Raw genomic sequence first — 25,069 nt, 5'->3', positions numbered from 1 at the left:
AGAATATAAAGACAAATATCCGAATAAAAAATTTGATGCTTTAATGAAAGCGCTATGTAAAAAACACTTTTATTAATTTAATAATTTTAGGTACATTTTTAACCTAAAAATTGAATTAAAGTTTTAATTTAAAATATTTCTTTTTGAAAAACCAAACAATCCTAAAATTGGTCCGATAGCAAGAATCATAAATATAAAATTAGAATCAATACTATTTTGAAAATAACTTATTGTTTGTATGCTTACAATAGTAATTGCAAATCCAATACAATTTACAATTGTTAGTGCAGTTCCTTTGTCTTTAGAAGGTGCATTTTGAGCAACTATAGTAGAAAATAATGGAGAGTCTGCAATAACAACCATTCCCCAAAACAATAAGAAAGTTATAAATAAAACTTCATGTTGTGTTAAAAATATAAAGGGAGATATTACACAACAAACACAAGATAAAAAGAGTGCATTAAAAGCTATTTTTTGAGGACTAAATTTTTCGGCTAAATAACCAGCCAAAACACAAGATATGGCACCAATACCAATTATTAAAAACGAAAGTAAAGGAATATTAAAGTTTATCTGTGGATGTATAGTTTTATATAATTTTAATAAAGTTGGAACTAAAAACCAAAAGGTATACAACTCCCACATATGACCAAAATATCCAAATGCAGCTTTTCTAAATTTTTTAATGTTAAATATAGAAAAGCAAATTGTTAAATCTAATTTTGTGCCCGCTTTTCTATAAGGACCATTAGGTATAAAAAGTAACATAAGTAAACCACCTACAAAAGAAAGCATAGAAATTGAAATTAGAATATTTTTCCAAGAATACGCTTGCATATATTCTTTTAATAAATGGGGTAGAGCAGTACCTAAAACTAAAGCACCAACTAAAAACCCTAAAGATTTCCCTAAGCCTTTATCAAAATAATCTGTAGCTATTTTCATTCCAACAGGATAAATTCCTGCCAAGAAAAATCCTGTAAAAAAGCGAAGACTTATTAAACTTAATAAAGATTGATTTCCAAAAATGATACTGAAATTAAATAAAGCTCCTAAAAAAGCACTTATAAAAAAGACTTTAGATGGTGAATAACGATCTGTGATACTAAATAAAGCAAATAAAAGTGTACCAATTATAAAACCAAATTGTACAGCAGAAGTTAAATATGCAATAGCATTATCATTTAAACCAAAAGTAGTAACTAAATCATTTATAACACCATTACCTGCAAACCACAAAGAAGTGCAACAAAACTGAGAAATGATAATAATAGGAAGTACAATTTTTGTTCTATTCATAAAGAAAACGAAAGTACTAAAAAGGGAGCAATATTAAAGTTAAAATATTTTGCAACGTCATTAGAATCTTTATCTTTGAAATTGATGAAAAAAGTAAAAATCATTGAATGTCCTAGAGATGCAATGCAGGGAATAAAATCTCATTTTATTTCAACTGAACAAAAGGCATTATATATCAATTCCTTATTAAAAGTAGGTTTTGATACTATTGATTTTGGAAGCTTTGTTTCGCCAAAAGCAATTCCGCAAATGCGAGATACTGCAGCAGTTTTAGAAAAATTAGATTTATCTAAAACCACAAGTAAATTGTTAGCAATTGTTGCAAATACAAGAGGAGCAAATGATGCTTCTCAATTTGAAGAAATAGATTATTTAGGCTACCCTTTTTCAATATCAGAAAACTTTCAAATGCGTAACACGCATAAAACCATTGCAGAATCTATTGAAACTTTAGATACTATTTTAAATATTGCAAACAAATCTAATAAAGAAGTTGTGGCATATTTATCTATGGGATTTGGAAATCCTTATGGAGATCCTTGGAATGTTGAAATTGTTGGTAATTGGACAGAAAAACTCTCTAAAATGGGCGTTAAAATCTTGTCATTATCAGATACTATTGGTAGTTCTACTCCAGAAGTTATCGATTATTTATTTAGTAATTTAATAGATCAATATCCTAAAATTGAGTTTGGTGCGCATTTACATACTACACCAGATAAATGGTTAGAAAAAGTAGATGCTGCTTTTAAAGCAGGATGTTTACGTTTTGATGGTGCAATTAAAGGTTTTGGAGGTTGCCCAATGGCTAAAGATGAGTTAACAGGTAATATGCCAACAGAAAAATTATTGAGTTATTTTACAGTGCATAAAGCAGAAACAGGAATAAAACCTATGAGTTTTGAAAGTGCATTTAACAAAGCTTTAGAAACTTTTTAAAGTAATTATTTAATAAAATTAAAATGAATTTTACAAAATCAATTTTTTACTTTTTATCTCTAGTAATACTATTTTCATGTTCTAATAAAGATGAAAAAATAGATTTTACTTTTTTACAATTAAACGATGTGTATGAAATTGCACCCATTCAAGGTGGTGAATATGGTGGATTGGCTAGGGTAGAAACTATTCATAAAGAATTGATAGCCGAAAATAAAAATACAATGCTTTTTATGGCAGGTGATTTTTTAAATCCTTCTTTGTTAGGAACTATAAAAGTAGATGGAGAAAGAGTAAGAGGTAAGCAAATGATTGAAGTTATGAATGCTATGAATTTTGATTTGGTAGCGTTTGGAAACCACGAATTTGATGTTTCTCAAAAAGATCTTCAAAAAAGATTGAATGAAAGTAATTTTCCATGGATTTCTGCCAATGTAAAACTAAAAACCAAAGAAGCTGCAGTACCTTTTTATAAAGAAAGAAATGGGCATAAAGAACATGTTGGTGAAACTTTTATTAAAGAATTAATAGATGCAGATGGAATAAAAATTAAAATTGGTTTTATAAGTGTTTGTATACCTTCTAATCCTAAAGATTATGTAGAATATGGAAACATGTTTGTAAAAGCAAGAGCTTCTTATGCATCTTTAAAAGATTCTGTTGATGTTGTTTTTGGATTAACTCATGTTTCTCTTGAAGATGATAAAAGAATTGCAGAAATAATTCCAGATTTGCCTTTAATAATGGGAGGTCATGAACATACAAATAGCAATGATTTAGTTGGTAATGTTCAAATATCAAAAGCAGATGCTAATGCAAAAACAGTTTATATTCATAAGATTTCTTTTGATAAAAAAACGAAGAAAACAATTGTAAAGTCAGAATTAAAAGAAATTAATTCTGCTATTACACCCGATGAAAAAGTTGCTAAAATAGTAGATAAGTGGCAATCTATTTTAAACTTAAAGATTAATGAAATTATAAAAAATCCTAATGAAGTTATTTTTAATGCAAAAACTCCTTTAGATGGAAGAGATACTCCAATAAGGAGTGTACAAACTAATTTGGGTAAAATAATTACTAGAGCAATGTCTTTTGGTTATAATGATAAACTAGATTGTGCTTTGGTAAATGGTGGTTCTATAAGAATAGATGATCAATTAAGTGGTAATTTAACAGCAGTAGATATTTTTAGAGTTTTACCTTATGGAGGTGATGTTTTAAAAGTTGAAATAAAAGGTACTTTGCTAAAACGAGTGTTAGATTATGGCGTTAAAGCAGCTGGTACAGGTGCTTATTTACAACGTTATAATGCAGAAATAGTTGATGGTAAATGGTTAATAAACAATAAAGTGTTAAATGAAAATAAAGTTTATAAAGTTGCATTTTCAGACTATTTATTAAAAGGATTTGACATTCCTTTCTTATCAGACAAAAATGATGATGTTATTTCTATTTATAAACCTTTAAAATCTGAAATATCTTTTGACATTAGAAAATCGGTCATTTCTTATTTAAAAACACTTCAATAATTTAATTGTTATTTTTATTTAAATTAATTCTAAATAAACTTTGTAGATGTAAAAATGTGTAGTACATTTGCATCCGAATTATTTAACTATTTATATTTAATCTAAATAAAATGAAAAGGTTTTTAACTTTTGCAATTGCTGTAGCTTCAACAATAAGTTTAACAGCTCAAAACACACAAAGAGATTCTATTAACAATCCCAACAACCAAGTAAATACGGCTCAACGTATTTTAAATGGTAATATTAATACTAAGGGTGTAACTGTTGGTGGTTATGGAGAATTAACTTATAACAGAAAAGATCAAAATAATGCAGAATTAGACGTTCAACGTTTAGTTTTATTATTTGGTTATAAATTTGATGATAGAACTCAATTTATAACAGAAATAGAATTTGAACATGTAAAAGAAGTGTTTGTAGAGCAAGCATTTTTACAATATTCTATAAGCGATAATGTAAATTTAAGAGCTGGTTTAATGTTAGTACCTATGGGTATTGTAAATGAGTATCATGAGCCAACTACTTTTAATGGAGTAGAAAGACCAAGTATAGATGGTTCAATAGTACCAACAACTTGGAGAGAAATTGGTTTTGGACTTTCAGGAAAATACAATGAAGCTTCTTTACGTTACCAATTATATGCTTTTAATGGTTTTGTTTCTTCAACTTCAGATGGAAATGGTAACATTACAGGAGGTAAAATAGGAGGAAGTTCTGGTCTTAGAGGAGGAAGACAAAAAGGTGCAAAATCTACTATGAATAACTTAAATTTTTCTGGTAAATTAGATTATTATGGTTTACCTGGTTTACGTTTAGGGTTATCTGGTTATTTTGGAAGAACTCAATCTCCAGGAGATGTAGAAGATATTGCAGGAGCAGATGTAGGTATTTCTATGATTGGTTTAGATGCACGTTATGCATACCAACGTTTTACTGCTAGAGGTCAATTTATTCATGGTAGTTTAAGTGATACTGAAGCTTATAATAATGCAACAGGATCTAAATTAGGAAGTGCTTTACAAGGATATTATTTAGAAGCAGCCTACAATTTATTACCTCAAAATAAGAAACAACAATTATTTGGTTTTGTTAGGTATGAAGATTATGATACTCATGCTTCTGTAGATGGAAGTTTAACAAAAGATTTAAGCTATGATAGACAAGAATGGACATTAGGTTTAAGTTATAAGATTGCTCCAGGTGCAGTTGTAAAAGGAGATTACCAATTTAAAAACAATGCTGTTGTTGGTGGATCGACTGTTAATCAATTAAACTTTGGGGTAGGAGTTTGGTTCTAGTAAAAGATATTTATTAAATGTAGTTAAGTCAATTCAAATTTATTTGGATTGGCTTTTCTTTTTATTTAGATTAATTCTAATTATTTTTGCATCATGAATTTAAAAAAGTATTCTTTCTTATTAATAATAGTGTTAAGCACTTTGCTTTATTCTTATACTTTACCAAATAAGATTTTAAAGAAAGTAAATAAAGAAATTAAAAGTATTTTTGAAGTTAAAGAATTTAATTTAAAAGCTATTAAAATAGCAGATTCTATTAATAATAAAATGCGTTTTAAAATTGGTGCAGATAACCTTTTTAAAATAGAAAATAATAACACACTTATTGGTTATGCATATGTAGATAAAGCAGCTAGTAAAACAGATGAGTTTGATTATTTAATTCTTTTAGACACTAATTTAATTATTGTAAAAACTAAAGTTTTAATTTATAGAGAAGACTATGGTGGTGAGATTGGAAGTAAACGTTGGTTAAAGCAGTTTATTGGTAAAAAACCTGCTGATCAATTAAAATACCAGCAAGATGTTATTGCAATTTCTGGAGCAACAATTTCTGCAATTTCAATGACAAACGCAGTAAATCAATTTTTACAAAATTTAGAAACTTTAACTTTTAATAAGGTTATATAATGGTACTTAAAGGACTTATTTATAAATTTCCTAAAGAAATAAAACTATTAATAATTGCATTTGTTTGTACATTAAGTATAGGGTTTTATAGCGGAATTTCTTTTGTAAGATCTACAACTAATGCAAATCCTAATGGAATTGAACAACGTTATTTAGGAAATGAAGATGATGAAAATGCAACAAAGATGATGTTTAAAAAGTCTGAAGGAGAAATTATGACTACTGTTCACAGTCATATTTTATCTTTATCAGTAGTGTTTTTCATGATTTCTTTAATTTTATCTACTACAGATATTTCACATAAATTAAAATTATTTTTAATGATAGAACCATTTTTATCATTGGTTTTTACATTTGGAGGTATCTATTTTTTATGGAAAGAAATCCATTGGATGAAATACATTATTATGTTTTCTGGTTTTTTTATGACGGCTTCTTATACTGCTTCTGTTTTTATTATTTTAAAACAAGTCTTTTCATCTAATAATAAATAGGTTAACTTTAAATAGAATTACTTCTATTAAAGATCAAAAACTTTTAAATTTCTACACAAATCTATCTGATTAGATTAATTATTTAAAATTTTTAATCAGATATTCAACTTTTAAAGACATAAATTTTAACTAAATAGTCTATAAATTAATAGCTAATAAGTCATTTATTAATTGTAAATTTGCACGCAATTATACCATAATTGCCACATGACAGCACATAACAACAAAATTTTAGGAGAAGGTTTAACTTACGACGATGTTCTATTAGTTCCTGCCTTTTCAGAAATTCTTCCTAGAGAAGTTAGTATACAAACAAAATTTACAAAAAACATTACTATTAACGTACCAATTGCTTCTGCAGCAATGGATACAGTAACAGAATCTGCTTTAGCAATAGCCATTGCTAGAGAAGGAGGAATAGGTGTTTTGCACAAAAACATGACTGTTGAGCAACAAGCTCGTGAAGTTAGAAAAGTAAAACGTGCCGAAAGTGGTATGATTTTAGACCCAGTAACTTTACCTTTAAGTGCAGTTGTATTAGATGCAAAAGCTAATATGAAAGAGCACAAAATTGGTGGAATTCCTATTGTAGATGATGAAGGTACTTTAAAAGGAATTGTTACAAATAGAGATTTACGTTTTGAGCATGACAATCAAAGACCAATTGTAGAAGTTATGACAAGCGATAATTTAGTTACTGCAGATGTTGGAACTTCATTAAATGATGCTGAAAAAATTCTTCAAAATCATAAAATTGAAAAGCTTTTAATTGTTGATGATAATTATAAATTAAAAGGACTTATAACATTTAGAGATATTACAAAAGTTACTCAAAAGCCAATTGCTAACAAAGATTCTTATGGAAGATTAAGAGTTGCTGCTGCTTTAGGAGTTACTGGAGATGCAGTTGATAGAGCAGAAGCTCTTGTAAATGCTGGTGTAGATGCAGTTATTATTGATACAGCACATGGACATACAAAAGGTGTGGTTGCTGTTTTAAAAGAAGTAAAAGCAAAATTTCCAAGTTTAGATGTAGTTGTGGGTAATATTGCTACTGGTGAAGCTGCAAAATATTTAGTTGAAGCTGGTGCAGATGCAGTAAAAGTAGGTATTGGACCAGGTTCTATTTGTACAACTAGAGTTGTTGCAGGTGTTGGTTTTCCTCAGTTTTCTGCAGTATTAGAAGTTGCAGCTGCTATTAAAGGTAGTGGAGTACCAGTTATTGCTGATGGTGGAATTCGCTATACAGGAGATATACCAAAAGCTATTGCTGCTGGTGCAGATTCTGTAATGTTAGGTTCTCTTTTAGCAGGTACAAAAGAATCTCCTGGTGAAACCATTATTTTTGAAGGAAGAAAATTTAAGTCTTATAGAGGTATGGGATCTGTAGAAGCTATGAAAAAAGGTTCTAAAGACAGATATTTCCAAGATGTAGAAGATGATATTAAAAAATTAGTTCCAGAAGGAATTGTAGGACGTGTACCTTATAAAGGTGAATTGTCAGAAAGTATTCATCAATTTATTGGAGGTTTACGTGCAGGTATGGGATATTGTGGTTCTAAAGACATTGAAACTTTAAAAGAAACAGGTAAATTTGTTAGAATTACAGCAAGTGGAATTAACGAAAGTCATCCACATGATGTAGCAATTACAAAAGAAGCTCCTAATTATAGTAGAAGATAATAATTAGCGTATATAAATAAAAAAACCGAGTAGATATTTACTCGGTTTTTTTTTGGTTATTGGTTGGTTTTAAAGATCAACTTTAGAATTACTATTTTTCAGTAAACTTAAATAATCTTCAGTTTTAAATACTTTACTACTAAATCTAGAAACTCTATTTCTACCTTCATTTTGTCTTGTAATACTTCTAGCAAAACGTCTTACTTGGCTTGTGTTTTTTAAAATAATACCTGGTACAGGAGCACCAATTCCATTTTCATCTTTTGCAACCATTGTAAAATATGAAGAATTACAATGCTTAATTTCTCCAGATCTAATGTTTTCAGAAGTTACTCTTAATCCTACAACCATAGATGTTCTTCCTGTAAAGTTTATTGAAGCTTTCATTGTAACTAATTCTCCAACTTCTATCGGATTTAAAAAATTAACTTTATTTACAGAAGCTGTTACACAATAATGTCCAGAATGTTTAGAAGCACATGCAAAAGCAATTTGATCCATTAAGTTTAAAATATAACCTCCGTGAATTTTACCACTAAAATTAGAATTAACGGGTTTCATTAATTCAGTAATTGTAATTTGAGATTCTTCTATATGTTTAAATTTTACTGACATAAATTAACTTTTCACTATTAATATTACTTTTTTAGGAAATTTCTAAACTTAAATTTTTCCTTTTTAAGGCCTAATTTTCCTTCTAAGCTTGTTTTTATTTCTAAAATGCAAAATTATAGCTTTATTTACTTAGTTGAATAAAAAACATTAATTTTTACATATTATTAGTAACTTTATAAAAAAATCACTTAAATATTATCTACTTACTGTAATTGATGTGTTTTATTTACGACTATCATTTAATAACCATACACTAAAACCAAATTAAAATGAAAAAACATTACTTTTTAAAATTTTTATTACTGTTAATTCCAGTTTCAGCATTTTTATTAATGTCTAGTTCTGGTGGAAGAGATCAAAATACAACAGGTTCTCCTGGTGATTCTAATAATACGTGTACACAATGTCACTCTGCAGGAGCTAATTTTAATTTATCTCCAAGTATAACAACAAATATTCCTGTTGATGGTTATGAGTTAAACAAAGCATATACTATAAATGTAAACTCATCATCATCATCATCAAAATTAGGATTTCAATTAACAGCAGAAAATAGTTCGAACACTAAAATAGGTAGTTTTACTGCAGGTACAGGATCTAGAGTTTCTGGTCAAAGAATTACACAATCTGCTCCATCTTCTAGTGGAAATTGGTCTTTTACTTGGGTATCACCAGCTACAAATGAAGGCGAAGTTACTTTTTATGCAGCAGTAAATGCTACAAATGGAGATTTTAGTACTTCTGGTGATCAAGTTGTAACAACTAGTACATCTGCACAAGTATTAGGAATTTCTGAAGCAAAACGTTTACAGTTTGATATGTATCCTAACCCAGCAACTGAAAGTTTAACAATACAGTTGCCTTCTAGTTCAGACAAAGCTACTGTTCAGTTTTATGATTATATTGGTAGATTATCTTTAACAAAAACCATTACTAATTCTAACGATAAAATTAATATTAATGAACTGAGTTCTGGAGTATATATTTTAAAAGTTTTATCTAACGATAAAATTGGTACTCAAAAATTTATAAAAAAGTAAACACTTTTTTGCATATTTTATAAAACCGATTGTAATCAATACAATCGGTTTTTTATGTCCACTTTTTAAAGTAAATTTGTTTTACTTCAAAAAAAGAAAAAATGAATTATATTTTATTTGATGGAGATGTTAGAAACGCTCTATTACCTTTTACATATACAAGACCAGTTGCAGATATTAGAATAGGAATTTTAACAATTAGAGAAAAATGGGAAAAACATTTAGGTTTAACCACAACCACTTTAACTGAAGAATATTTAGAAGAAAAATATCCAATGGTAGAAATGGAAGCTAACATTTTAATTAACGCTTCTTTTTGCCCAACTAATAATTTGGTTGAAAAAGTAAAAAGTTTATCTAAAAATGAAGCAATTTTTAAAGGTGATGATGTTATTGCTTTTTATACTTCAGATTCTCAGGAAGAAGTAAATTTTGATGAGTATAAACAAATTGATTTTGAGGAAGATGTAATTCAAGTAAAAAACACTTGGGATATTTTTTCTTTTAATTTTGAAGCGATTCAACAAGATTTTAATTTGTTAACAGAAGGAAGAAAATCGCAACCAATACCAGAAGGAACAAGATATATCAACAAAGAAAATATTTTTATAGAAGAAGGAGCAGAAATAACTTTTGCTACTTTAAACGCATCTTCAGGACCAATTTATATTGGTAAAGATGCTGTTATTTTAGACAATTCTGCTGTGAAAGGCCCTTTTGCTATGGGTGAACATGCAGTGCTAAAAATGGGTGCAAAAATTTATGGAGGTACAACATTAGGACCTTATTGTAAAGTAGGTGGTGAGGTTAGTAATTCTGTTTTATTTGGTTATTCTAGTAAAGGACATGATGGTTATTTAGGGAATTCAGTTTTAGGTGAATGGTGTAATTTAGGTGCAGATACCAACAATTCTAATTTAAAAAATAATTATGCTGAAGTTAAATTGTGGAATTATGAAACTGGTAGGTTTGCAAAAACAGGTTTACAATTTTGTGGTTTAATGATGGGAGATCATTCTAAAAGTGGAATTAACACTATGTTTAATACAGGAACTGTTGTTGGTGTAAGTGCAAATATTTTTGGAAGCGGTTTTCCTAGAAATTTTGTGCCATCATTCAGTTGGGGAGGAGCATCTGGATTTACAGAATACAAAACCAATAAAGTTTTTGAAGTTGCAGAAGTAGTTATGAAACGTAGAAAAATTGAGTTTGACGATCAAGAAAAAAAGATACTAGAAAGTGTTTTTGAAGAAACTAAAAAATATAGAAATTACTAAAAACTAATAAGCATCTACATCTGTTATAAAACGGATAGGTCTAAAATCTTTAACAGCTTCAAAAGTATTTTTAATCTTTTGAAGTTGTTTTTTTGTATTAGCTAAACTTTGTTTTGGCGGAATTTTAATAACAATGTTCTTTATATATTGATTTCTAATTCTAGAAACTGCTGGAGCAGTAGGACCTAAAACATGTTCTCCAAAAGAATTTTGCAACGCTTTAGCTAGCCAATTTACACCATTTTCTACCTTATTATAATCTCTATGTTTTAGAGTAATTTTTATCAATCTATAATAAGGAGGGTATTTGTATTGCCAACGTTCTTGTAATTGTTCCTTATACATTTCTGTGTAATTGGTTGTAGAAACTTGTTGCAATATTTGATGATAAGGATTAAAGGTTTGAATAGCAACATTTCCTTGTTTTACACTTCTACCAGCTCTTCCAGAAACCTGAACCATCATATCATAAGCACGTTCATGTGCTCTAAAATCTGGAAAATTTAACATGGTATCTGCATTCAAGATTCCAACTAAAGAAACATTTGCAAAATCCAATCCTTTAGAAAGCATTTGTGTACCTACTAAAATATCAATTTCTTTGGCTTCAAAAGCTCCTATTATTTTCTGATAGCCATGTTTTCCACGAGTGGTATCTAAATCCATTCTTCCGATATTAAAATCAGGAAAAAGTTGTTTTAGTTCTAATTCAATTTGCTCTGTACCAAAGCCTTTGGTGTCTAGAGTATTACTTCCACAAGCACCACAACTATTAGGCATTGCACGTTGATAATTGCAATAATGACAACGTAGTTCCCCTCTAAATTTATGATAGGTTAACGTAATATCGCAATTAGGACATTCAGGAGAAACACCACAAGTATTACACTCAACAACAGGAGAATAGCCACGTCTGTTTTGAAATAAAATAACTTGTTCTTTTTCTTCCAAAGCTGCAGTAATTAACTTAATCATTCTATCAGAAAAATGACCTGTCATTTCCTTTTTTCGATGCTTTTCTTTAACATCAATCAACTCAATTTTTGGCAATTGCACATTTCCAAAACGTCTGTTCAATTCAACAAAACCATATTTATTTTGTTGTGCATTAAAATAACTTTCTAAAGATGGTGTAGCAGAACCTAATAAAATTTTTGCATTATGAATTTTAGCCAAAACAATGGCAGCATCTCTAGCATTGTATCTTGGTGAAGGTTCAAATTGCTTGTAAGAAGTTTCATGTTCTTCATCAACTACAATCAATCCTAAATTAGAAAAAGGTAAGAAAATAGATGATCTTGCACCTAAAATAATTTGTGCTTTTGTTTTGTTTTCTAGTACATTGTTCCAAACTTCTACGCGTTCATTCATAGAGTATTTAGAATGAAAAACCGAAATTTGATCACCAAAATAAAACTGTAATCGTGTTATTATTTGCGTGGTTAAAGCAATTTCTGGTAATAAAAACAACACTTGTTTACCAGCATCTAAAACTTCTTGAATCAGTTTTGTATAAACTTCTGTTTTACCAGAACTTGTAATTCCATGTAAAAGTGTAACGTCTTTTTCTTTGAAAGATTCTTTAATATCTAAAAGCGCTTTTTCTTGAAATTCATTCAAGGTTTTTAAAGAATTGGTATCACCTTTAAACTGAATTCTATCTGTTTGAATATGATAAAATTCTAATATTTCTTTATCAACCAATGATTTTAAAATTGAAGAAGAAACCTGAGCTTTTTCTTCTAAATCTTTTGCTTTTATAGGTTTTTTAGAGGCTAATAACTGAAAAAATGTTAAAACAGCATCTCGTTGTTTTTTTGCTCTAGATAATTCTGTTAGAAGTTTTTCTAGAGAATCATCAGAATTGTAAGAAGCATTTAAACGAACATATTTTACCAATTTAGGTTTGTATTGTTCGTAAATTTCTTCTTTTATAGTTATTGCCGTTTTTTTTATTAAAGAATTTACAATAGGCATAACTTTTTTCTTCCCCAAAATTGCAACTACTTGATGAATTGTTAATTGAGATTGATGTTGTAATGCTTCAAATATTAAAAACTCATCATCTGCAAGAATATCTTCTTCTGTAAAAGCATCATTTTTATTGATAATAGTTTCGCTTTCTAACAAAAAAGCAGAAGGTAAAGAAGCTCTATAAACATCACCCAAAGAACACATATAATAATTAGCAATCCATTGCCAATGTTTTAGTTGGAGCTCATTTACCAAAGGTGTTTCATCTAATATTTGATGAATATCTTTGGCTTCATACAATGTGGGTTTTGTTTGATGAATATTAAAAACTAAAGCAGCATACATTTTAGATTTTCCAAAAGAAACTGCAACTCGCATTCCTTTTTGTAAGAAATTTGCTTCATCTTCTGTAACAGAATACGTAAAGGTTTTCTGAATAGGAATAGGTAATATGACGTCTATATAATAAATAATGTAAGTCTTTTCTGCAAAATCAAAACTACAAAAAAACAGTATATTGTAGTCTATATTCTAAGAATAATGAATATTTGATTTTTAAGGAAACTCTGTTTGTTTATTTTAGCGTTAAACATTAATTTTCAAAAAAAATAATTATGAAAAAAAGTTTACTATTTTTTGTGTTTTTTACACTTGGTTTTCAAGTTACAATTGCTCAAGATGATGTTTTAGAAAGTGTTTTTGAAAGTGCTTTTGATGATACCAATATTTTTAATGCCAATTTAGGTTTAACAAATATTGATGGTCAAAATTATTTTGGTTTAAGAGTTCAACCAGAGTTTACCATAGGAAAATTAGGTGTTGGTTTAGACATACCCTTACTTTTTGATATGGAAAATGGTCAAATTAGAACAGAAGAATTTAAACATGGTGCTGGTATATTAAGAATGATTCGTTTTTTAAGATATGGAAATAAAAAAACAGATCCTGTCTACATAAAAATTGGAGATTTAACTGGAGAAAAATTGGGTTATGGATCTTTAATTGGTAATTATACAAATGCAACTTCTTTTGAAAGAAGAAAAATAGGAGCTAGTGCTTCTATCTTAATTAAGAAAACTTATGGATTAGAAGTAATTTATAGCGATTTAAATTTTAATGGTTCTACTAAATTATTAGGTATTAGACCTTTTATGAAACCTTTTGGACAAAGTAGTATTCCTATTGTAGAAACTATGGAAATTGGTGTGAGTACAGTTTCTGATAATGACAATTATCAAGAAGTTGGAGCTACAGAAGTAACAACTAAATATAGTAGCAGTGGTATAAAAGCAAATAGTTTTGATGTTGGTGTAAGTCTTATAAGAACCCAAATGTTAAACCTAGGTTTAGATGCTCAGTTTAGTAAACTATCAAAAAACAATTTATTAGCTTCAGATAATCCTACTGCAAATTATGGTGCAGGAACTGGTTTTGCCATTGGTTTAGAATCTAATTTTAAGTTTATTGCCAATACTGTTTATATGAATGCAAGAATAGAAAGACAATGGTATGGTGATAATTACATACCTCAGTTTTTTAATTTTGCTTACGAAATTAACAAAGATGCAAGAATGCAAGAGTTATTAACGGCAACAAAATCTCAAGGTATTTTTGGAACATTAACTGCAGAAATTTTACAATCTATAAAAATTGGAGGTTCTTTAATGATACCAGATGATATGGATAGTAATGATCCAAATAGCAGAAGAGCCATTGTTGGTTTAGATTTAGAAACCAAACAAATAGGAAAATTTAAAGCTAAAGGCACTTACGTAAAAGCAGGTTTAAATAATTTAGGTGATGCTTTTTCTTTAGATGAAAGATCTTTAGCAAACTTAATTGTTACATATAAAGTTAATAGTTTTATGGAAGCTGGTGTAGATTATCAATGGACATTTGCCGAAAATGAAAACGGAGTTTTCAAAGCCATAAACCAAGTAAGACCTTATGTAGGTGTTAGTATGGAATTTTAGTAAATTTCTATTTATGAAAGAAATTAAAGAATTGGTAGATTATTTTTTAACTTCTAGAAACATTTATGGAGTAGAAGAAGCTATAGATATAATTGTGTCTAAAACTACTACTTATAATTATAAAGAAATTATACATTATATAGAAAATCATCCTGAATATAAAATAGAATCTGATATCACAATTTATTTAGCTGAAATAGCTAATAAGGATTTACCAGAACTAGAAACAATTATTAAAGAAAGATTAAAAATATTTACAAGTAAAAGTGGAATTGAAGATTTAAATGAAGCTTTGCAAAAAATTAATTATTAGCATTTTTATTTTATATTTATAAAAATTAAAGCACCTCTACTTAATATGCACATAAAAAAAATAGACATTCTTTTTTTGGGTTATGTGTTTATAACAACAATTTTATTGTTTTTATCTTGGAATAATTCTGATAACTCTTTACAATTATTTATTACTAGAGGAGTATTATTAGGTTTAGGAATAACCATTATTTATTTTGATGTTAAAATTAAAAACAGCCTACTAAATTTAGTTAGAAATTGTTACCCAATACTATTTAGCTTGCTTTTTTACACAGAAACCGTGTATTATAACAAGTTGTTTTTTAGTAATTTAGATAAATATTTAATTCGTTTAGATAATTTGTTATTTGGTTTTCAACCCAGTGTTCAATTTTCAAAATATTTTTCAAGTTCAATATTTAGTGAGCTAATGTATATTGGCTATTTTTCTTTATATATTTTTATAATCAGTTTTGTATTGATTACTTTTTTTAAACTAAAAAAAGAGGCAGAAGAGCTCTATTTTAAATTAGCAGCCTCTATGTTGTTATTTTATTTATTCTTCTGTTTTTTTCCTGCAGCAGGACCTCAGTTTTATTTTTCATCACCAGAAAAAGATTTACCAACAGCATTTCTGTTTGATAAAATTATGCACTTTTTACAGCAAGCAGAACAACCAACAGGAGCTTTTCCAAGTTCGCATGTAGGTATTTCATTAATTATTGTAATCATATTTAAAAACAGAGTTGCCAACTATTTTAAAATTGCATTTCCCTTTCTAATTTTACTAATACTTTCTACTGTTTATATAAAAGCACATTATGCTATAGATGCTATTGCAGGTATAATTTCTGCTCCAATTGTATTATATATTAGTAATTATTTATATAAAAAAATCCCTGAAATTAAATTATGATTCATTTAATAGAAGTTAAAACTAAGAAGCAATTAAAGCAATTTATTATGTTGCCTTATACCATTCATAAAAATCATAAAGAATGGTTGCCTCCTTTAATTTCTGATGAATGGAAAGTGTTTGATAAACTCAAAAATCATTCTTTTGCTCATTGTGATACGATTATGTATTTAGCCATTAAAAATGATGAAATTGTAGGGCGAATAATGGGAATTATTAACCACACTTATAATACAGGAAATAAAGAAAATAATGTTCGTTTTTTTGGATTAGAATGTTATGATGATGTTGCTGTTTTTGATATGTTGATAAATGCCATAGAAGTTTGGGGAAAACAAAAAGGTATGGAAACAATTATTGGTCCTTTAGGTTTTTCAGATAAAGATCCTCAAGGGTTTTTAATTGATGGTTTTAAAGACCCTATAACTGTAATGGTTACAAACCACAGTTATAAATACATGATACAACATACAGAAAGAAATGGTTTTAAAAAGAAATTAGATGTTTTTCAGTACCGAGCAAAAATAGCTGATAAAACTGCTGCAATTTATACAAGAATTGCAGAAAGAGCTACAAGAAGCGGATTTAAAGTATTAGAATTTAAAAAATCGAAACATGTTAGACCTTATGTTACAGAAGTTTTTAATTTGATAAACAAAACCTATAAAGATATTTATGGTTTTGCTCCTTTAAGTGAAATAGAGTCTAAAGAATTTTCTGAACGTTTTTTACCACTTTTAAAACCTCAATATATAAAACTGGTGTTAGATTCTTCTGATAGAGTAGTAGCTTTTGTAGTAGCAATGCCAGATATTTCTGAAGGATTTAAAAAAGCAAAAGGGAAATTATTTCCTTTTAGATTTTTACACATTTTAAAAGCCTTTAAAACCACCAAACAACTAAATTTATTATTGGGTTGTGTAGATGAAAATATTAGAAACTCAGGTTTGGTTGCTTTAATGCATATTGCATTGTTAAATGCTGCAAGAAAAAACAATTTAACAGTTTTAGATAGCCATTTAATCTTAGAAGAAAATACCAAAATGCGTGCAGTTATGGAACGCATGGAACACACCATTTATAAGAAATATAGAATTTTTGAGAAAAGTATAATTAATTAAGTATTCAACTAAAATGGATGGTTTTCCTATTGATTTTCTGAATAAAAAACCCGAACTTTGCTATTTGCTAACTTCGTATATAACGAATTAAAACTCGGCGATATACGAAATCACGTTAGCGAATTTACAATAAACGAAAGCTAGCAAATAAGTTTAGCCCTGATAGGAACAATTGTTTGAGCTCTTTTTTATTCCTTTTTTCAGAATAAAAAAAGCGAGTGTGGATAGCAGGAAATAGCTTCAAAAATAGAATGTAAGATTTCTCCATAAAGTCGAAATGACATTTAGATTGTCATTTTGAGCGAAACAAAGTGGAGTCGAAAAATCTTAATTACCAATTATTATACTTTTTACCTAAAGTATAAATAACAATAAAACATAAAAAAAGCCTCCAAATAGGAGGCTTTTTAGTTTACGCTAATTTCTTTGCATTTTTAACTTTTTGCTTTGTAAGTGCAATGTCTATTACTTCTTTCATTTCTGTAACATAATGAAAAGTTAAGCCTTTTAAGTAGCTTTCTTTTATTTCTAAAATGTCTTTTTCATTGTCTTTACACAAAATAATTTCTTTAATATTTGCTCTTTTTGCAGCTAATATTTTTTCTTTAATTCCGCCAACAGGTAATACTTTTCCACGCAAAGTAATCTCACCAGTCATTGCCAACTTGTTTTTAATTTTACGTTGTGTAAAAGAAGAAACTAAAGAAGTTAACATTGTGATACCAGCACTTGGTCCGTCTTTTGGAGTTGCACCTTCTGGCACGTGAATATGTACATCGTAGTTTTCTAAAATTGCTGGTTTAATACCAAATTCTTCAGCATTAGATTTTATGTATTTCATGGCAATAGTAGCAGATTCTTTCATTACAGTTCCTAAATTACCTGTAATAGAAAGTGCTCCTTTACCTTTAGATAAAATAGATTCTATAAATAAAATATCTCCACCAACTTGTGTCCAAGCTAAACCTGTAACAACACCAGCAACATCGTTATTTTCAAATTTATCTCTAAATCTTGGTGTTCCTAAAATATCTTCTACTTTTTCTGAAGTTAATGAAACATCGTATTCTTCTTCTAAAGCAATAGATTTTGCAGCAAAACGAACTACTTTGGCAATTTGTTTTTCTAAACCTCTTACTCCAGATTCTCTTGTGTAACCTTCTACAATTACTTCTATTTGTTTTTTACCTAATTTTAAATCTTTGGTAGTTAAACCATGTTCTTTTAATTGTTTAGGTAATAAATGTTTTTTGGCAATTTCTAGCTTTTCTTCAATAGTATAACCAGTAACATTTATAATTTCCATTCTATCACGTAAAGCCCAAGGAATTTGCCCTAAGTTGTTTGCTGTTGCAATAAAAAGTACTTTAGATAAATCGTAACCAACTTCTAAATAATTGTCGTAAAACGCTTCATTTTGCTCAGGATCTAACACTTCTAACATAGCAGAAGAAGGGTCTCCTTGATGACTTTGCCCTAATTTATCAATTTCGTCTAAAACAAAAACTGGGTTAGAAGTTCCTGCTTTTTTCAAGTTCTGAATCAAACGCCCAGGCATTGCACCAATATAAGTTTTTCTGTGTCCTCTAATTTCTGCTTCATCACGTAAACCACCTAAAGACATACGTACATACTTACGTCCTAAAGATTCTGCAACAGATTTTCCTAAAGATGTTTTACCAACTCCTGGAGGTCCATATAAACAGATAATTGGGGATTTCATATCTCCCTTTAACTTTAAAACAGCTAAGTGTTCTATGATTCTTTCTTTAACTTTTTCTAAGCCAAAGTGATCTCTGTCTAAAACTTTTGTAGCGTTCTTTAGGTCGAATTTATCTTCAGAATAAATGCCCCAAGGTAATTCTAACAACAGTTCTAAATAACTTCTTTGTACACCATATTCTGCAGATTGAGGATTGATTCTTTTTAAACGATTCAATTCTTTTTCGAAAGTTTCAGCAACTTCTTTGTTCCATTTTTTAGTTTTGGCTTGCTGACGCATTTCTTCTAATTCTTGATCATTAGAAGCACCACCTAATTCTTCTTGAATGGTTTTTAATTGCTGATTTAAATAATATTCTCTTTGTTGTTGGTCTAAATCTTCTCTAGTTTTAGACTGAATATCATTACGTAATTTTAATTTTTGAAGTTCTTTGTTTAAGTTTTTTAATGCTAACAAAGCACGTTCTTTTAAACTGTCTTTTTCTAAAATTACTTGTTTTTGAGCCACAGATAAATCCATATTTGATGAAATAAAATTCACCAAAAACGAATCTGATTTTATGTTTTTAATTGCAAAAGAAGCTTCACTAGGTAACATAGGGTTTTCCTTAATTACTTCTAAAGCTTGCTCTTTTATAGAGTCTATTATAGCATCAAATTCTTTTTGATTGTCAATATCTCTTTCTTCAATTGCTTCTTTTACAGTTGCTTTTAAATACGGTTTATCTTGAATAATAGTATCTATTTCAAAACGTTTTTTACCTTGTATAATAACTGTTGTGTTACCATCAGGCATTTTTAAAACTCGTAAAATTTGTGCAACTACACCAGTTGTGTGTATGTCTTTAATTCCAGGTTCTTCTACGTCTTCATTCTTTTGTGCAACAACTCCAATTACTTTATCGCCTTTATTGGCATCTTTAATTAACTGAATAGATTTATCTCTACCAGCAGTAATAGGAATAACAACTCCAGGAAATAAAACCGTATTTCTTAAAGGTAAAATTGGTAATATTTCTGGTACACTTTCTTTATTGATAATTTCTTCATCTTCTGGCGTCATTAACGGAATTAATTCCGAATCTTCATTCAACATATTTTGAAGCGACAAATTGTCTAAATGCATTATTTTTGGTTTGCTCATGTGCTATATCTCTGTCATACTGACATTGAATTTTTAAAAGAATAAAATCAATATCAGTGTTATGTTTTTATGTTATTGATAATCAGTAATTTAAAATTAATTACATAAATTATCATTATTATAAAATCAATTGTTGTGCCAATGTTATTTTTAATCAGATTTGTATTTATGTTGTCATTTTATTAAAAACGTAGCAAAATAGAGAGTTTTAATATTGTGTTATAGATTTCTCCACAAGGTCGAAATGACAAGTAGAGTATTTTACTTTTTTAGATAAAAATAACTGTGATGTATTTTAATTAAATTATAAATATTTTAAAAGGTTAAAATTACATTGGTTTGTCATTTCGATTGAAACGAAGTGGAATAGAGAAATCAATCTTTAAATTTCTCCACAAGGTCGAAATGACAAGTAAAATGTTTTCTGTTTTAGATAAATATAACTGTGATGTATTTTAATTAAATTATAAATATTTTAAAAGGTTAAAATTACATTATTTGTCATTTCGATTGAAACGAAGTGGAATAGAGAAATCTATCTTTACATCTATTCACAAAGGTTAAATGATATTTACATTAAAACATTTGGTATAATATAGTTTTAATTACACCTTTATTGTTTACTAACTCATAAGAATGCAAAAGCAGTTCTTCTTTAACTTTTAAATTAAAAGGAGCTTCTAAAAGAAGGATACCACTTTGTTTTTTTATTCGAATACCTTGACCTGAAATAATATCTAAATTAGGTGTAAAAGCACCATAGGGTAGATGTTCTGTTAGAATTATGTATTTATATTGATATAATTTTTCTACTATATTTATTACTTCTTTGTTAGATAAATGTTGTAAAACTTGTCTTATAATAACACAATCTACTTTTGGTAAATTGTCTTTTGCTATATTTAAACAAAAGAATTCTAGATTTTCTTTATTAAACGTTTTTTTGTTGTAATCTATTAAGTTTTCTACAATATCTACTGCAATGTATTTTTTTGTGAGTTCAACAAAATGTTTTCCAATATTAAAATCTCCACAACCTAAATCTAAAACAGAAATAGGTTCTTTAAAATCATTTAAAAAAGAACTAATTGTTTTTATATACGGATTTATAATTTCTAATTTATGAGAACCTTCTCCAGAATAAAAAGGAGTTTGGTTGTTACCCCAAAGTTGCATTTCATACACTTGCTTCATTGCATCTTTTGTAGGCCAAGGTTGCTTCTTTATTTTATTCATTTCATAAAAATTATCAGCATCAAAAGTACCTTAAATCCTTTAAAATTCAATACTCATTAAAAAAAGAGTATTTTTATTTTGTTAAACTGTCACAAATCAAAAACAGTTTTGTCTATATAATAGAAACGTTTTATTGGAAACTAATCAACCACATATAACCAACCTTATAGAACGCTGCAAAAAATCGGATAAAAACGCGCAGTTAGATTTATATAAAGCTTATTATAAAGCTATGTATAATACTGCATACCGTATTTTAAAAGATAATTTTGAAGCTGAAGATATTATGCAAGAAGCCTTTTTAACGGTTTTTACAAAAATGCATACATATAAAGGAGAAGTAACATTTGGAGCGTGGTTAAAAAGAATAGTTATAAATAAAAGTTTAACACAATTAAAAAAGAACAATCGCTACAATGAAGTAAAAATGGAAGTAATTCCTAATGATGAAGTAGAAGAGGAGTCAATTGATTATGCTGGTTTAAAAGCCAGTAAAGTGTTAGATTGTTTACAAAGTTTAAAAGAAAATTACAGATTGGTTTTAAACTTACATTTAATAGAAGGGTATGATTATGAGGAAATTGCTCAAATTTTAGATTATACCAATGAAAATGTTAGAACAACAGTTTCTAGAGCAAAAAAGAAATTAAAGCAGGTTTTACTTGCAGAAAATATACAAGCACAAGCGTATGGAAGATAAATTACATCAATTTTTTTCTGAAAATGAATTCGATTTTCAAGAGCCACATTCTGGTCATTTAGAAAGGTTTGAACGAAAACTAAATCAACCTAAAAAAGTTAATAGAACTTCTTGGAAATGGTTGTCTGTAGCAGCATCAGTAGTTTTAGTACTTGGTTTTTGGTTGGGTAGTAATCATCAAAAAAATCAATTTGATTTAGCAGATGTATCTCCAAAAATGGAAGAAGTTCAAACGTACTTTGTATCAACAATTAATCAAGAATTAAAAACTTTAGAGAAAAACAGAAGTTTAGATACAGAAAGTATTATAGAAAATGCTTTAGAAGAATTAGAAGAACTAGAAGATGAGTACAAAGCTTTTGTTAAAGAGTTAACTAAAAACGGACAACAAAGGAAAATTATAAACGCAATGATTAAAAATTATCAGCAACGTTTAGAAATTTTAGAAAACACCTTAAAACAAATAGAACAAATTAAGAACCCTAATATTATAAACAATGAAATCTATATATAAAATAGCCTTAATTTTATTCTTATTCCCTCTCATAGCTTCTGCTACAGAAGGACCAAAGAAACATGAAAAAAGTAGAGTAATAAAAAAAGAGTTTTCTGTAAATGCAGATGCAAAAGTATCTTTAAACAATAGATATGGTAACCTAAATATTTCTACTTGGAATAAAAACAGTGTAGAAATAGAAGTTACAATTACTGTAAAAGGAGATGATTTAGACGACGTAGAAAACAAATTATCTATTATAGATGTTGTTTTTAATGCAAATGCATCTATGGTTAGTGCAGAAACAATTTTCGAAAAAAATAAGAGCAATTGGTCTTGGTGGAAAAAGAATAATAACGTGAATTATAAAATTAATTACGAAGTTAAAATGCCAAGGTCTAATTCTGTAGATTTAGATAATGATTATGGTAATATTTATTTAGATGAATTAGATGGTAGAGCAGATGTTAATTGTGATTATGGTAAAATTTCTATTGGAGATTTAAACGCATCTAACAACAACATTAACTTAGATTATAGCTCAGGATCTAGCATAAATTATATGAAAAATGGAGATGTTAATATTGATTATTCGAAATTAACTATAGACAAATCAGAAAAAATTAGAGCAAATACAGATTACTCAAACTTAACCTTAGAAAAAACAGGAAGTGTTAATTTTAATAGTGATTATGGTTCTATAGTTATTGATGAAGCAAATAATATTAAAGGAAATTCTGATTATTTATCAATGCGTTTTGGAACTGTACATAAAAACTTAATAATAGATACAGAATATGGTTCTTTATCTGTTAAAAAAATGGCAAAAGGTTTTGAAAACGTAGAAATAGATGGAGAATATGCTGGTATTAGAATTGGTGTTGATACCAATGCAGTTTTTGAATTTGAATTGGATTTAGAATATGCAGGTTTTAGCAGAAATAATGATAAAATGGAGTTTTTTAAAAGTATTACTAAGCCTACAAAAAAATATTACTTAGGTAAATTTGGAAAAGGAACTACCAACTCAAAAATTAAAATTACTTCTCAATATGGAGGTGTAAGTATTAAAGATTATTAATAAAAAATAAACAACCAAAAATAAAAATCATGACTAAAAAAATACTTTTATCTAGTTTCATTTTAATGTTAACTTTTACAATAAATGCACAAGATTGGTTTAGTAATAAGAGAATAAAAGGAAATGGAAATGTAGTTACTGTTAACAGAACAACATCAGATTATGATGCAGTTTCTGTAGGTGGCTCTTTTGATGTAATTCTTGTAAAAGGAAATGTTGGGAAAATTAAAATTGAAGGAGAAGAAAACATAATACCTTATATAGAAACAGAAGTTACAAGAGATGTTTTAAAAATTAAATACAAGAAAAACACTAATATTAGAACTACAAGAAGGTTAACAATTACTGTTCCTTATAAAAGTTTACGAAGTGTAGCTTTAGGTGGATCTGGTAAAATTTCTGGTAAATCTTTAATAAAAACAAACGATTTTAATGTAAGTTTAGGTGGTTCTGGAGATATAACTTTAAATGTTGATGCTGATGAAGTAAAAGCATCTATAGGTGGTTCTGGTAACATTAATTTACAAGGAACATCTAATGAGTTAACATGTTCTATTGCAGGTTCTGGAAGTATTAGAGCTTATGAATTAAAAACGGATGAAGTTTATGCAAATGTTGCAGGATCTGGAAGTATTAAAACAACTGTAAAATCTAAAATTAAAGCTAAATTAGTAGGTTCTGGTAGCGTTTATTACAAAGGAAATCCTACTCATGTAGATAGTAAATCTGTGGGTTCTGGAGATATTATTGACAGAAACTAAGTTACCACCACACTAAAAATATTTTTATAAGTTCGCCATTTTGCTTTTTCACCCAGCAAAGTGGCGAACTTTTTCTTTGCATATAATCATCAGAAAGATTTTTAAAAGTTTCAAAGTTTAACCAACTTACATTTTTGTGTGGAATTACAATCCAATCTTTTTTATTTGGCATGTAAAATTTACAATCTTTAAAAAGTAAAAGTTCTTTTTGATTGATGTAAAAACCTGTAACACAATCTTGATTTAAAGTTGATAATTGTAAATCTTTAGCTGTAAAAGGAACAAATAATTGTCCTTTAAAATATACTTGTTGCTCAATTTTTTTAGTATTTAAATTTATAGTTTCTAAATACGCTTTGCATTCTTTAGAGAAGAGAAGTGGTAATTGTTTGTTTTTAAGTTTGTTTAATTTTTCAACTAAAGAATCTTTTCTATTGGGGCCTATAAAATGCTCAATTTCAGTTTCTCCAACAGTAGCATCATATAAATAGAATTTATAAATAACTTCTAAATGAATATGTTTTTCTTCTTTTTTAAGAATACAATCTAATTCGCCCAAAGTTATTTTTTCTTTCTGAATTTGAACATTTTCACAAAGAATAGAAATAGATTTATCTTGTTCTAACTGAAAAGAAACCAATCTCTCTATATACTTTCCTAACCTCAGTTTTTCATTAATTTCAATATCAATTTTATTAGAAATAGAAGGGAATTCAAATTGAGTTAATTGATACACAGCATCATGCTCCCACAACTTTTTTGTTTGCAGAAAACCTTCATAATGTTTTTGAATGTTTTTGTTTTGTTGATGCATATTTTCATTTCAAATTTACGTATTTATAAT

General features: G+C 28.1%; 22 protein-coding genes. 16 read left to right on the top strand and 6 right to left on the bottom strand.

Annotated features, from left to right (window positions below; all coding sequences use genetic code 11):
* Nucleotides 1–123: 123 nt before the first annotated feature.
* The gene (locus MPF13_RS14525; RefSeq protein ID WP_249983486.1) at nucleotides 124–1,299 is read right to left on the bottom strand and encodes an MFS transporter; all 1,176 of its coding nucleotides are present in this window, start codon (nucleotides 1,297–1,299) and stop codon (nucleotides 124–126) included.
* Between the two features lie 84 nt (nucleotides 1,300–1,383).
* Here MPF13_RS14525 and MPF13_RS14520 point away from each other — a divergent pair, with 84 nt between their 5' ends.
* The 6 genes from MPF13_RS14520 to guaB all read left to right on the top strand — a co-directional run bounded on the left by MPF13_RS14520 (nucleotide 1,384) and on the right by guaB (nucleotide 7,875).
* Nucleotides 1,384–2,238 carry a hydroxymethylglutaryl-CoA lyase gene (locus tag MPF13_RS14520; protein ID WP_249983485.1) on the top strand — a complete coding sequence of 285 codons (855 nt, stop codon included), beginning with the start codon at nucleotides 1,384–1,386 and terminating at the stop codon, nucleotides 2,236–2,238.
* Between the two features lie 23 nt (nucleotides 2,239–2,261).
* Entirely contained in the window at nucleotides 2,262–3,770 is a 1,509-nt protein-coding gene (locus tag MPF13_RS14515; protein ID WP_249983484.1) for a bifunctional metallophosphatase/5'-nucleotidase, read from the top strand.
* A gap of 110 nt (nucleotides 3,771–3,880) precedes the next feature.
* On the top strand, nucleotides 3,881–5,068 hold the full coding sequence (locus tag MPF13_RS14510) for a porin (protein ID WP_249983483.1): 1,188 nt from the start codon (nucleotides 3,881–3,883) through the stop codon (nucleotides 5,066–5,068).
* A gap of 93 nt (nucleotides 5,069–5,161) precedes the next feature.
* Nucleotides 5,162–5,698 (top strand): FMN-binding protein, encoded by a 537-nt coding sequence (locus MPF13_RS14505; RefSeq protein WP_249983482.1) that lies wholly within the window; start codon nucleotides 5,162–5,164, stop codon nucleotides 5,696–5,698.
* Nucleotides 5,698–6,192: an Aq_1264-related membrane protein gene (locus MPF13_RS14500; protein WP_249983481.1), complete on the top strand. Its 495-nt coding sequence runs from the start codon at nucleotides 5,698–5,700 to the stop codon at nucleotides 6,190–6,192. Before MPF13_RS14505 ends, MPF13_RS14500 begins: the two co-directional genes overlap by 1 nt.
* A gap of 207 nt (nucleotides 6,193–6,399) precedes the next feature.
* The gene (gene guaB / locus MPF13_RS14495) at nucleotides 6,400–7,875 is read left to right on the top strand and encodes an IMP dehydrogenase (RefSeq protein WP_249983480.1); all 1,476 of its coding nucleotides are present in this window, start codon (nucleotides 6,400–6,402) and stop codon (nucleotides 7,873–7,875) included.
* 69 nt (nucleotides 7,876–7,944) lie between these two features.
* On the opposite strand, the gene MPF13_RS14490 is transcribed toward guaB, so the two are convergent.
* The gene (locus MPF13_RS14490; RefSeq protein ID WP_249983479.1) at nucleotides 7,945–8,490 is read right to left on the bottom strand and encodes an acyl-CoA thioesterase; all 546 of its coding nucleotides are present in this window, start codon (nucleotides 8,488–8,490) and stop codon (nucleotides 7,945–7,947) included.
* A 269-nt stretch (nucleotides 8,491–8,759) separates the two neighbouring features.
* Here MPF13_RS14490 and MPF13_RS14485 point away from each other — a divergent pair, with 269 nt between their 5' ends.
* Together MPF13_RS14485 and MPF13_RS14480 are read left to right on the top strand one after the other, a co-directional pair.
* Nucleotides 8,760–9,530, top strand: a complete 771-nt coding sequence (locus MPF13_RS14485) for a choice-of-anchor V domain-containing protein (RefSeq protein WP_249983478.1) — start codon at nucleotides 8,760–8,762, stop codon at nucleotides 9,528–9,530.
* 101 nt (nucleotides 9,531–9,631) lie between these two features.
* Entirely contained in the window at nucleotides 9,632–10,807 is a 1,176-nt protein-coding gene (locus tag MPF13_RS14480; RefSeq protein WP_249983477.1) for a GlmU family protein, read from the top strand.
* A 3-nt stretch (nucleotides 10,808–10,810) separates the two neighbouring features.
* Here the strand turns inward: MPF13_RS14480 and priA are convergent, their stop codons facing one another.
* On the bottom strand, nucleotides 10,811–13,255 hold the full coding sequence (gene priA, locus MPF13_RS14475; protein ID WP_249983499.1) for a replication restart helicase PriA: 2,445 nt from the start codon (nucleotides 13,253–13,255) through the stop codon (nucleotides 10,811–10,813).
* 140 nt (nucleotides 13,256–13,395) lie between these two features.
* On the opposite strand from priA, the gene MPF13_RS14470 reads away from it, so the two are divergent.
* The 4 genes from MPF13_RS14470 to MPF13_RS14455 are packed head-to-tail and all read left to right on the top strand — an operon-like array spanning nucleotide 13,396 to nucleotide 17,085.
* Nucleotides 13,396–14,754, top strand: a complete 1,359-nt coding sequence (locus tag MPF13_RS14470) for a hypothetical protein (protein WP_249983476.1) — start codon at nucleotides 13,396–13,398, stop codon at nucleotides 14,752–14,754.
* Nucleotides 14,755–14,767: 13 nt separating this feature from the next.
* Nucleotides 14,768–15,067: a hypothetical protein gene (locus tag MPF13_RS14465; RefSeq protein WP_249983475.1), complete on the top strand. Its 300-nt coding sequence runs from the start codon at nucleotides 14,768–14,770 to the stop codon at nucleotides 15,065–15,067.
* A 45-nt stretch (nucleotides 15,068–15,112) separates the two neighbouring features.
* Nucleotides 15,113–15,964, top strand: coding sequence for a phosphatase PAP2 family protein (locus MPF13_RS14460; protein WP_249983474.1), 852 nt, complete (start codon nucleotides 15,113–15,115; stop codon nucleotides 15,962–15,964).
* Nucleotides 15,961–17,085 carry a hypothetical protein gene (locus tag MPF13_RS14455; RefSeq protein WP_249983473.1) on the top strand — a complete coding sequence of 375 codons (1,125 nt, stop codon included), beginning with the start codon at nucleotides 15,961–15,963 and terminating at the stop codon, nucleotides 17,083–17,085. The genes MPF13_RS14460 and MPF13_RS14455 overlap by 4 nt, the downstream gene beginning before the upstream one ends.
* 412 nt (nucleotides 17,086–17,497) lie before the next feature.
* On the opposite strand, the gene lon is transcribed toward MPF13_RS14455, so the two are convergent.
* On the bottom strand, nucleotides 17,498–19,951 hold the full coding sequence (lon, locus tag MPF13_RS14450) for an endopeptidase La (protein ID WP_249983472.1): 2,454 nt from the start codon (nucleotides 19,949–19,951) through the stop codon (nucleotides 17,498–17,500).
* A 576-nt stretch (nucleotides 19,952–20,527) separates the two neighbouring features.
* Nucleotides 20,528–21,187, bottom strand: a complete 660-nt coding sequence (locus MPF13_RS14445) for a class I SAM-dependent methyltransferase (RefSeq protein ID WP_249983471.1) — start codon at nucleotides 21,185–21,187, stop codon at nucleotides 20,528–20,530.
* 133 nt (nucleotides 21,188–21,320) lie between these two features.
* Between MPF13_RS14445 and MPF13_RS14440 the strand changes: the two genes are divergently transcribed.
* From MPF13_RS14440 to MPF13_RS14425, 4 genes are read left to right on the top strand one after another with little or no spacing between them, the layout of a single operon-like run.
* Nucleotides 21,321–21,887 carry an RNA polymerase sigma factor gene (locus MPF13_RS14440; protein ID WP_249983470.1) on the top strand — a complete coding sequence of 189 codons (567 nt, stop codon included), beginning with the start codon at nucleotides 21,321–21,323 and terminating at the stop codon, nucleotides 21,885–21,887.
* Nucleotides 21,877–22,401: a hypothetical protein gene (locus tag MPF13_RS14435; protein ID WP_249983469.1), complete on the top strand. Its 525-nt coding sequence runs from the start codon at nucleotides 21,877–21,879 to the stop codon at nucleotides 22,399–22,401. Before MPF13_RS14440 ends, MPF13_RS14435 begins: the two co-directional genes overlap by 11 nt.
* Nucleotides 22,385–23,464 carry a DUF4097 family beta strand repeat-containing protein gene (locus tag MPF13_RS14430; protein ID WP_249983468.1) on the top strand — a complete coding sequence of 360 codons (1,080 nt, stop codon included), beginning with the start codon at nucleotides 22,385–22,387 and terminating at the stop codon, nucleotides 23,462–23,464. The genes MPF13_RS14435 and MPF13_RS14430 overlap by 17 nt, the downstream gene beginning before the upstream one ends.
* A gap of 29 nt (nucleotides 23,465–23,493) precedes the next feature.
* Complete coding sequence (locus tag MPF13_RS14425) at nucleotides 23,494–24,225, top strand: head GIN domain-containing protein (RefSeq protein WP_249983467.1); 732 nt, start codon at nucleotides 23,494–23,496, stop codon at nucleotides 24,223–24,225.
* Nucleotide 24,226: 1 nt separating this feature from the next.
* Here MPF13_RS14425 and MPF13_RS14420 read toward each other — a convergent pair whose 3' ends face one another.
* Complete coding sequence (locus tag MPF13_RS14420) at nucleotides 24,227–25,039, bottom strand: DUF1853 family protein (protein WP_249983466.1); 813 nt, start codon at nucleotides 25,037–25,039, stop codon at nucleotides 24,227–24,229.
* Between the last annotated feature and the right edge of the window lie 30 nt (nucleotides 25,040–25,069).

The organism is Polaribacter sp. Z022 (genome assembly GCF_023555495.1).
Lineage (GTDB): Bacteria > Bacteroidota > Bacteroidia > Flavobacteriales > Flavobacteriaceae > Polaribacter.
This window is presented reverse-complemented; position numbering and strand designations above follow the sequence as displayed.